Annotated in this window: 10 protein-coding genes; 8 read left to right on the top strand and 2 right to left on the bottom strand. The window is 45.6% G+C overall.

All coding sequences use genetic code 11. The annotated features are described in order from the left end of the window. Positions 1–20: 20 nt before the first annotated feature. Positions 21–368 carry a four helix bundle protein gene (locus AND4_RS11625; RefSeq protein WP_009843166.1) on the bottom strand — a complete coding sequence of 116 codons (348 nt, stop codon included), beginning with the start codon at positions 366–368 and terminating at the stop codon, positions 21–23. A gap of 342 nt (positions 369–710) precedes the next feature. Between AND4_RS11625 and dnaK the strand changes: the two genes are divergently transcribed. Beyond that, on the top strand, positions 711–2,627 hold the full coding sequence (dnaK, locus tag AND4_RS11630) for a molecular chaperone DnaK (protein WP_009843167.1): 1,917 nt from the start codon (positions 711–713) through the stop codon (positions 2,625–2,627). Positions 2,628–2,831: 204 nt separating this feature from the next. Then, positions 2,832–3,977, top strand: coding sequence for a molecular chaperone DnaJ (gene dnaJ, locus AND4_RS11635; RefSeq protein ID WP_009843168.1), 1,146 nt, complete (start codon positions 2,832–2,834; stop codon positions 3,975–3,977). Positions 3,978–4,062: 85 nt separating this feature from the next. Here dnaJ and AND4_RS11640 read toward each other — a convergent pair whose 3' ends face one another. Next, complete coding sequence (locus tag AND4_RS11640; protein ID WP_043991636.1) at positions 4,063–4,497, bottom strand: type IV pilin protein; 435 nt, start codon at positions 4,495–4,497, stop codon at positions 4,063–4,065. A gap of 102 nt (positions 4,498–4,599) precedes the next feature. Here AND4_RS11640 and AND4_RS11645 point away from each other — a divergent pair, with 102 nt between their 5' ends. From AND4_RS11645 to tadA, 6 genes are all read left to right on the top strand, one after another. Then, a complete protein-coding gene (locus AND4_RS11645; RefSeq protein WP_009843170.1) occupies positions 4,600–5,115 on the top strand; it encodes a GspH/FimT family pseudopilin in 516 nt (171 codons plus the stop codon). Between the two features lie 9 nt (positions 5,116–5,124). Beyond that, the gene (locus AND4_RS11650; RefSeq protein ID WP_009843171.1) at positions 5,125–5,751 is read left to right on the top strand and encodes a hypothetical protein; all 627 of its coding nucleotides are present in this window, start codon (positions 5,125–5,127) and stop codon (positions 5,749–5,751) included. Beyond that, complete coding sequence (locus AND4_RS11655; RefSeq protein ID WP_009843172.1) at positions 5,751–7,046, top strand: hypothetical protein; 1,296 nt, start codon at positions 5,751–5,753, stop codon at positions 7,044–7,046. Before AND4_RS11650 ends, AND4_RS11655 begins: the two co-directional genes overlap by 1 nt. Further along, the gene (locus AND4_RS11660) at positions 7,036–7,446 is read left to right on the top strand and encodes a prepilin-type N-terminal cleavage/methylation domain-containing protein (protein WP_009843173.1); all 411 of its coding nucleotides are present in this window, start codon (positions 7,036–7,038) and stop codon (positions 7,444–7,446) included. Before AND4_RS11655 ends, AND4_RS11660 begins: the two co-directional genes overlap by 11 nt. Positions 7,447–7,733: 287 nt before the next feature. Then, a complete protein-coding gene (locus tag AND4_RS11665) occupies positions 7,734–9,293 on the top strand; it encodes an AbgT family transporter (protein WP_009843174.1) in 1,560 nt (519 codons plus the stop codon). 332 nt (positions 9,294–9,625) lie between these two features. Further along, entirely contained in the window at positions 9,626–10,123 is a 498-nt protein-coding gene (tadA, locus tag AND4_RS11670) for a tRNA adenosine(34) deaminase TadA (protein WP_043991640.1), read from the top strand. Positions 10,124–10,394: the final 271 nt, after the last annotated feature.

Raw genomic sequence — 10,394 nt, forward strand, 5'->3', positions numbered from 1 at the left:
GAGATTGAAGAGTCGAGATATCAGAGCTGCGCTTTATGCTTAGTGATAAGAGCACCTAAAATTCGTCCAATGTCCTCACATGATGCACATAGCTCATCGCAAATACTTTTGGGAAGGTAGTCGAGTTCTCTAGCCAGCATTAGCTGAGTTTTGAGTTCTCCAACTGAACCTTTTGCGATATTTAAAAAGTAAGCGGTTTCTTTGGGGCTATTTCGCTCCACACCTTCAGCGATATTACTTGGAATTGATATGCTTGAACGGCGAATTTGATCTCTGAAAGAATAATCTTGAATGTGTTGAACGCTGATATAAGTGCGCTTACACAAATCGAAACTTGTTTTCCAGACGTTTAGTTTTTCATATTTCACTTTAATCCCTCGTTAAAGCGTTAGTTTTATCCTTTTGTTCGGTAGATATGTTTAGAAAAAGTTTGAACAAATGAGAGTTGACTTTATTTAACCAAAAGAAGTTACGCTCTCTCGCCTCTCGCCTCTCGCCTCTCGCCTCTCGCCTCTCGCCTCTCTATTTACACAACTTTTTTCAATTTTTTTTGCTCTTTCCCTTGAAAAGCCATTTGGCGCCCTTATCTATTGGTCATAGAGAAGCAAACAACATTATTTTTGTTTGTGAGTAAGGGTTGAAACCCGACTCTACGTCCCCACATAGGGGGTATAGCAAAACGAAAATATAATATATTCGGAGATCGCCTGATGGGTAAAATCATTGGTATTGACTTAGGTACTACTAACTCTTGTGTTGCCGTTCTAGATGGTGACAAGCCACGCGTAATTGAAAACGCTGAAGGCGAGCGTACAACCGCTTCTGTTGTTGCATACACAGACGGTGAAACGCTAGTAGGCCAACCTGCTAAACGTCAAGCAGTTACAAACCCAACTAACACGCTATTTGCAATTAAGCGTCTAATTGGTCGTCGTTTTGAAGATGAAGAAGTTCAGCGTGACATCGAAATCATGCCTTACAAAATCGTTAAGGCTGACAACGGTGATGCTTGGGTAGAAGCGCAAGGTCAGAAAATGGCTGCTCCTCAAGTTTCAGCTGAAATCCTGAAAAAAATGAAGAAAACAGCTGAAGATTTCCTTGGTGAGGAAGTAACTGGCGCTGTTGTTACTGTACCGGCTTACTTCAACGATGCTCAGCGTCAAGCAACGAAAGATGCTGGCCGTATCGCAGGTCTTGATGTTAAACGTATCATCAACGAACCAACCGCTGCTGCACTAGCATACGGTCTGGACAAGCAAGGTGGCGATCGCACAATCGCGGTATACGACCTTGGTGGTGGTACATTCGATATCTCTATCATCGAAATCGACGAAGTTGAAGGCGAGAAGACATTCGAAGTACTTGCAACTAACGGTGACACTCACCTTGGTGGTGAAGATTTCGATAACCGCATGATCAACTACCTAGTAGAAGAGTTTAAGAAAGAGCAAGGCATCGATCTTAAGACTGATCCACTAGCAATGCAGCGTGTTAAAGAAGCAGCAGAAAAAGCGAAAATCGAGCTTTCTTCTACTTCTCAAACTGACGTAAACCTACCTTATGTGACTGCGGATGCGACTGGTCCTAAGCACATGAACGTTAAAGTGACTCGTGCGAAGCTAGAATCTCTAGTAGAAGACCTAGTTCAACGCTCTCTTGAGCCATTAAAAGTCGCTCTAGCGGACGCTGACCTATCAGTAGGTGACATCACTGACGTTATCCTAGTTGGTGGTCAGACTCGTATGCCTATGGTTCAAGAGAAAGTTGCTGAATTCTTTGGTAAAGAAGCGCGCCGTGACGTGAACCCTGATGAAGCAGTCGCTATGGGTGCTGCCGTTCAAGGTGGTGTACTAGCTGGTGACGTTAAAGATGTACTTCTACTGGACGTTACTCCTCTGTCTTTCGGTATCGAAACGATGGGTGGTGTAATGACTAAGCTAATCGAGAAGAACACAACTATCCCTACTAAAGCGGACCAGGTGTTCTCGACAGCTGAAGACAACCAAAGCGCGGTAACTATCCACGTACTGCAAGGTGAGCGTAAGCAAGCGACATACAACAAGTCTCTTGGTCAGTTCAACCTAGAAGGCATTCAGCCTGCACCACGTGGCATGCCACAAATCGAAGTAACTTTCGACCTAGATGCTGACGGTATCCTGAACGTATCTGCGAAAGATAAAGCGACGGGCAAAGAGCAGAAGATCACTATCCAAGCTTCTGGCGGTCTATCAGACGAAGAAATCGAGAAAATGGTACAAGAAGCAGAAGCTAACAAAGAAGCGGACAAAAAGTTCGAAGAGTTAGTGACTGCACGTAACCAAGCTGACCAAATGATTCACGGTACTCGTAAGCAAGTCGAAGAAGCTGGTGAAGCACTTCCTGCTGACGAAAAAGAGAAGATTGAAGCAGCTATCTCTGAGCTTGAAGAAGCTCGTAAGGGTGATGACAAAGAAGCTATCGACGCTAAAGTTCAAGCGCTTATGGCAGCCGCTCAAAAGCTAATGGAAATCGCTCAACAGCAAGCTCAAGCGCAACAAGCACAAGGTGCTGACGCTGATGCTCAACAGGCTCAAGATGACGACGTTGTTGATGCTGAGTTCGAAGAAGTTAAAGACGATAAGAAATAATATTTCTAACTGGGCGGCCTATGGTCGCCTAGCGTCGACAAGACTTTAGTTTGCGGGCGTTTGGGGGAACTCATACGCCCGTATGTTTGTAATTAACTGTCTTTCCAGATAAGCACTTTTGTTTAAAGCCTTTATCTAGAATGATATAAACACCAAGCAGTGGTCGACGCCACTGTTTGCAGTACTACATTGGTGACGAAGAACATGTCAAAACGTGATTTTTACGAAGTATTAGGCGTAAGCCGCGATGCATCAGAGCGCGATATTAAGAAAGCGTACAAGCGCTTAGCGATGAAATACCACCCAGACCGTAATCAGAGTGATGATAGCGCTGCAGAAAAGTTTAAAGAAGTAAAAGTAGCGTACGAAATTCTTACTGACGCTCAAAAACGTGCAGCCTACGACCAATATGGCCATGCAGCCTTTGAACAAGGCGGTATGGGCGGCGGTGGCGGCTTCGGCGGCGGCGGTGCAGACTTCGGCGATATCTTCGGTGATGTATTCGGTGATATTTTTGGTGGTGGTCGCCGTGGTGGTGGTGGTCATCGTGCACAGCGTGGCGCAGATCTACGTTACAACATGGAATTGTCACTAGAAGAGGCAGTTCGTGGTGTATCGAGAGAAATCGAAGTACCAACATTGGTTGAGTGTGACACGTGTGACGGCAGCGGTGCGGAGAAAGGTTCTTCAGCTGAGACTTGTGGTACCTGTCATGGTCACGGCCAAGTGCAAATGCGTCAAGGTTTCTTCGCGGTTCAGCAGACCTGTCCTACCTGTCACGGTAAAGGCAAAATCATCAAGAATCCTTGTAAGTCTTGCCACGGTCAAGGCCGTAAACAAAAAACCAAAACACTTAACGTTAAGATTCCTGCAGGCGTGGATACTGGTGATCGTATTCGTCTGTCTGGCGAAGGTGAAGCGGGTGAGCACGGCGCACCAGCAGGCGATCTGTACGTTCAAGTACACGTGAAAGAGCACCATATCTTCGAGCGTGAGGGCAACAACCTTTACTGTGAAGTACCAGTGAGTTTTGCGATGGCGGCGTTAGGTGGTGAAGTTGAAGTTCCAACCCTAGATGGTCGTGTGAACCTAAAAGTACCGACAGAAACGCAGACTGGCCGCATGTTCCGTATGCGTGGCAAAGGTGTGAAAGGCGTTCGTGGCGGCGGTGTCGGAGATCTGATCGTTAAACTTGTGGTGGAGACTCCAGTTAAGCTGAGTTCTCGTCAAAAAGATCTGCTTAAAGAGTTTGAAGAATCTTGTGGCGGTGAGGCGGCAACAAAACACAAGCCAAAATCGGAAGGTTTCTTCAACGGCGTTAAGAAGTTCTTTGACGACCTAACCAGCTAATTGCTTGGTCAGTTAAATTCAACGAAAAGCCTGCAGTGATGCAGGCTTTTTTGTGTTCAGTGATTTATGAATTCAAAAATTCGCTTCAGTTCCAGCAAGTGCTTGGTGATTCGATGTTGGTTGAAGTTAGCGTGATTTTTTTGTTGTGGTTAGTGAAGCAAGGGTCATTGTCTTGGCCTAAATTGGACTTGGCGGTTGCCTCAATTTTGTATGCTAAAGTTGCGGAGCTGATGATATTAAATGCAAAGCGCTCTGGATCTGATTCGCAGATCGTACAACGCCCAGCAGAAACTAATTCACTCCAATCATAACGACCATCGTAAGACGTTTCGAGTTCCAATTGAAGGCGAGCAATATCACTGAGCGCGACGGTGCGATGGGCAGTAACATTGTGCTGGCGATATGAAGGATAGGCGATAGCGGCAATGATGCCGATGATAACAACGACTATCAGTAATTCGATCAATGTCATCCCTATTAATCGTTTGTTGTATCCGTTACAAGTATAAATTCGAATCATGACGAGTCATTCCTTTTCACTTTCCAACCTATTTTTCTTTGGTGTTAGCATCTGTGCAAGATGAATGACGGCTCTTTTGCCGATTGCATAGGAATTTGGGAAATGCCTCGCGGGCTGACGTTGTTGGAACTTCTGATCACCATGGCTGTACTGAGTATTTTACTGTCAGTTGCCGTGCCATCTTTCCAAAGCATCTTTGAAAACAACAAAATGCAGCGCTTAGCCAATGAGCTACATGGATTTGTTCTTCAAGGTAAATCGGAAGCAGTGTTACGTAGAGAGAGACTTTGGGCCCATATCATCATGTCTGGGGGCTCCTCAAATGATGGTAATTGGCGCATCGAGCTGACAAATAACGAAATGGAAGGCTCGGGCACAGTTTTGTTGTTACTTTCGGGGGCGCGCTACAAAGGTATTGCTGTCACACCGAGTTATTTGTCTGATCAAATCAGCTTTGATGATGTTTATGGTCGCCCTTCCTCTGGCAATATCCGGTTCCATCCGGTGGGGCAATCTTCAAAAGCGCTTAAACTTATTTCTTACCATCTTTCGGCTCGCGTTCGTGTATGCAGCGATAACAACAAGACCGAGTTTTTTGGTTACTCAACCTGCTATTGAGTGTTGAATATGCATAACCAAAAAGGTTCAACTCTGGTTGAGTTCATGATTGCTTCTTGTTTGGGGCTGATTGCTTTCGCCATTGTTGGGACGCTTTATACCAGTGGTCAGAAGGCAGCGATGGAGCGCGCTAAAGAACTCATGCTATTGCAAAATACCGCCAGCGTTCTGCAGATGATGAAGAGTGATATTCGGCGTGCCGGATTTGATGGCAAGGATACAAAGTCGGTCAAAATATCGGGTGCAAGCAACACGCTTTATACAATGAGCAGCATTGATTCAGCACTGATTGCATACGTTTATAATGTTGGTGGTTCTGGCAAGGCGCCTATGTATAAAAACGTGGTGTATGAGCAGCGGCTGGAAATGCCGGAGTTACTTTTTGTATGTGAAAAAAAACAAACAAGGATATGGGATATTGATGATGTCATCAGCCTTGCCGGTACGGGGACGTGTAATTCGCTTTTCGACAATAATAAGATTCACCTAAGTCGGTTTGAGATTATCAGTAATGCAATAGAAAGCACAGGTGCGAAGAGTGCGTTGGTAACCGTTACATTAGAAGCGAAATTGAAAGATGCGCCGGGCATTCGTACTCAGCAATCCTTTACTGTAAAACAAAGGAACTGGCAGTAATGAAAAAACAACGAGGTGCAGTTGCGTTACTGGTTGTCAGTATCTTACTTGTTGCTGCCTTGATGATGTCGCTTGGTAGTTACAAATCGCTTTTTTATCAGATCAAAGCTGCCAACAATCACATTGAAGCTCAGCAAGAACATTGGCGTGCCGAAGGTGGGTTAGAGTGTTTCTATTCTTTAATCCAAAGTACTGGTTCGGCTCCTCCCGCGACCTCGTTAATTTCGAGCCAGTGTGAAACACCTTTAGGTTTACACCAATTAATATTGAAACCCAACCATCAATTGTTGAGTAAGCCTGCCCCCAACTCCAACCGAACAATTGAAAAGCAGCTTGTTTTCTCTAGAGGCAGAGCCTCAGGTGCCTTAAAAAGTAGTACTGACTTGTACATAAATGGTAGCGCCAAGTTTTTAACCCCAGATCCCGGTGAGTTGGGTGAGAGTGGATGGGAGTGTGTGGCTATTCGCTTTAAGAATGCATTTTATTCACGTGCCGGAGTGTTAAACCAAGGGGTGATGCACGGTTCTGCGCCTTACACTGGTTTTGTAAATAACAAGATAGATTGTAAAGCTGAACATATGAGTGTGACGGCTTCTGATTCTGGCTTGGGTAGAGACTTTGTCCAAGATTCAAACCTAGAACCGTTTTATGACACTTTTCGAGAGCACCGCAATGATTGGGATTCTGTGAAATCCAGTTGGGTTTTTACTGCTATTGATTTTGACGATGTAGTAAACCAAGTTGTGACTGATTGCGGAAAGAAGGTCGCAGAGAAAATCTCCTCAGGGAAAACCCATATTTGGGTGACCGGATCCTGTGAGTTTACTTCATCGAAGAGAAATGCTTCAGGAGAGTATGAGAATGATTCTGCTGGGATGCCAATCAAAGGCGGCATTGATTACCTTAATGAAGCTTTTGCCGCCAGAAATGGGGCCCCAATATTCCTTGTGGTTCAAAATGGTATTTTTGCTGCACATGGATCCATGACTTTCCCCGGTATGTTTTATCAGCTTACAACGGCCTCAATTTTAGGATTAGAGGCACATTGGGCGTTATTTGAGGCTAAAGATTACTTCGGTGATGTGGTCCATTTTCCAGCGCTTGAGCGAGATAACGTTGTTTACTTACAACGTGGCTCGTTCAGTTTCTCGGGAGGACAAGTATTGGACAGTCCCGGGTATAGCGCTTACTTTGTTAACTCGCTGAACTTTGCATATAACCGAGATAACATCGATGAAGTTATCGACCCCGTCATCAAAATCAGTTGGAAAAAGGGCTCCTGGAATGATCGCTAAACAGCAAGCTTTTAGCTTAATCGAGGTGCTCATTGTATTCCTGATAATTGGCGTTGGCGCCCATGGCCTGACTAAATTACAGATTTATATGGAGCGTGAATCTGATTACGCCATTCAGAGTATGGAAGCGCTGCGCTTGGCTGAAAATCAGCTCGAATGGTTTCGTACTCGTGGGGCATCTGATGCGATGTCTACAATCTCTACTGCTTCTTTTGATTTGATTGCAACAGGCTCTTCAGCTGTTGGTGCCTATACCTTGGAATGGGAAGTACCCGTTGCCACGGTTTCTGGCTCACTTAAGACCATTGTCATCAAATCTAGCTGGCAAGATCGGATGGGAGAGACCCAATCCATTAGGTTAAAGACGATGATTTCACGTTACAGTGAATTCGACAATTGAGGTTTTAAGTTTTCACTTGTATGACTCCCGGTGCAAGTATTGATGTTGCTTATTGCTCGATTTTGCGGTTAATGTTTGGTGTATTTATTGTAAATAATTGGCTGTTGCTATGTTTTTTTTATGTTCTGTTAACATGGCTTTTTTGCAAAATATGTCTCCAAAAATGGAAAAATCGCAGAACCTTGTGCTTTTCCAGTTATGTCTTTTGATATAATGCTCGCTTAAATATAGGCCACTATAATTACTCGAATAGGCCATGGCACCAACACTATTCATATGGAGTTACCATGAGTAACCAAGCAGTAAATAAGGCACCGTCACCGAAGCCGAGCGGGATGGATCGCTTTCTGAATTTCATTGAGCGAGTGGGCAATAAAATCCCTGATCCTGCGATTTTATTCTTCTGGGCACTGATCATTACCTGGGCTGCGTCTGCACTTTTATCAAACGTTTCCTTTGACCTTCTAAACCCTAGAACAGGCGAAGCTCTTGCTATCACTAACCTTCTCACTGGCGAAGCACTGGCAAGTTTTCTGGCTAACATGGTCAAAACGTTCACAGGTTTTGCGCCACTTGGCATTGTTCTCGTTGCGATGTTAGGTGTTGGGGTTGCCGATTCATCGGGCTTTATCACTACAGGCCTTAAGAAGATGCTGAACTTCACGCCAGCAAAACTTCTTACACCAATGCTCATTCTTGTTGCCATCGTATCGCATACTGCTGCGGATGCGGGCTACGTTCTGGTGATCCCTCTTGGTGGTATTATTTTCCACGCGGCTGGTCGACATCCTCTCGCGGGTATTGCGGCTGCATTCGCAGGTGTATCTGGCGGTTTCTCTGCGAACTTCATCCCTTCAGGTATCGATCCTCTGCTCGCAGGTTTCACACAAACGGCAGCACAGGTTCTCGATCCAGAGTATGTGGTAAACCCACTATCGAACATTTTCTTCACTGGCCTATCTTCAGTCATCATTGTTGCTATTGGTTGGTATGTAACTGAGAAAATCATTGAACCGCGTTTAAAGAACACACCGATCGATGAAGACGCGGAGAAAGCAACCGATCTTGGTTCTTTCACTGAACTTGAGTCTAAAGCCTTCCGTTATGCTGGTTGGGCAATGATGGCGGGTATTGCGCTTCTTGTGGTTGCGCTTATTCCAGAAAACTCGGCACTGCGCTCGCCTGAAGGTGAAATTACGGCGTTCTCTGCTCCAATCATGAAGTCGATCGTGCCGTTGATCTTTATTCTGTTTATCATTCCTGGTTACGTCTACGGTCGAGTGTCTGGCAGGTTTAAGACAAGCAACGACATCATAAAAGCGATGTCGGATACCATGGCGACCATGGGCGCATACATTGTCATGTCGTTTTTCTGTGCGCAGTTCTTATCTGCATTCGCACAATCAAACATAGGCACGATGCTAGCGTTATATGGTGCAGAGGGACTGAAAGCGATGAACCTGCCTGGTCAAGCGACGATTATCGGTATGATTCTTCTAACTGCTTCAGTAAACCTTCTCATCGGTTCTGCATCTGCGAAATGGGCACTTATCGGCCCGATCCTAGTGCCTATGCTAATGGCTGTAGGTATCTCTCCTGAGCTATCTCAAGCGGCTTACCGTGTCGGTGACTCTGTATCGAACATCGTTTCACCTCTGATGGTATTCTTCCCTCTCGTGGTGGTTTACTGCCAACGTTACGTGAAGTCGACAGGTATCGGTACTCTCGCATCGCTCATGATGCCGTTCTCTATCGCAATGCTAATTGGCTGGTCTATCTTCCTAGTCCTTTACTGGATGTTGGGCATTCCGCTTGGCATTCAATCGTCATACAACTACACGATGTAAGTTGTTTGTCGTAAATGAGTTGATGTAAAAAGCGCGGGTTGAGAGACCGGCGCTTTTTTTGGGAGGCGGGAACGCTTCGCTCTAGGAGTCGAGAGGTGTGTGCCGGAATACTAGATGTACATACATAGACTCAAAGGTGTTGACAGAATTCGTTCCCAAATAGAAAAAATGAAATCGCATCCCGCATCCCGCATCCCGCATCCCGCATCCCGCATCCCGCTTCCACTTCCCCCCTTTGAAGGTTAAAATCTACGTTAAATAACGATCCATTCTCTAAATATTGGAGCCTCCTTTTGTCAGATTCTCAGTTTTCACCTCAAGACGAACGATTTATGCGCCGAGCTATGGAGCTCGCTGAACAAGCGGAAGCAGAAGGTGAGGTCCCCGTTGGCGCTGTCTTAGTGAAAGATGGGAAGATCATTGCGGAGGGTTGGAATCGTTCTATCTGTTCCCATGACGCGACAGCGCACGCTGAGATCCAAACTCTGCGCAAAGCGGGAGAAACGCTGGGTAACTATCGACTGCTTGATACCACCTTGTATGTCACGCTAGAGCCGTGTCCAATGTGTGCTGGTGCGTTGTTGCATAGCCGGGTGAAGCGTGTGGTTTACGGTGCCCCTGATTTAAAAGCTGGGGCGGCAGGGACGGTGTTGAACCTATTTGAAAGCCAAGCAGCATATCATTATGCGACAGTAGAAAGTGGGTTATTGGAGAATGAATGCCGCACTCAGCTACAAGCTTTCTTTAAGCGTCGCCGTAAGGAAATCAAGGCTAAGAGACAAGCACAGCAAGTCTTGGATAACGCACCAGAAAACAAACTGAACGGATGATTCGACAGCCAAAATTATAAATGAAGTTGCTGAGTGTCGTAACAACTTCATTGACCCGTTATTGACTCCGATTGGTATGAGCTAAGTCAGAGACACTGGGCTCTAGAACGTTTCTCTGATTCAATAAAAATAGCGAGCTAGGTGCTCGCTATTTTTAATGGGTTACCTTGCTTTTGGCATGGTGGACTGTTCTGCTTCTTGCTGCGCACTTGCTTCTTGAGACTCGTTTTCTTCAGAAGGGGGCGCCACTTCAACGGCGCCTGAAACCGGT

It is taken from the genome of Vibrio sp. AND4 (genome assembly GCF_000171815.1).
GTDB lineage: Bacteria > Pseudomonadota > Gammaproteobacteria > Enterobacterales > Vibrionaceae > Vibrio.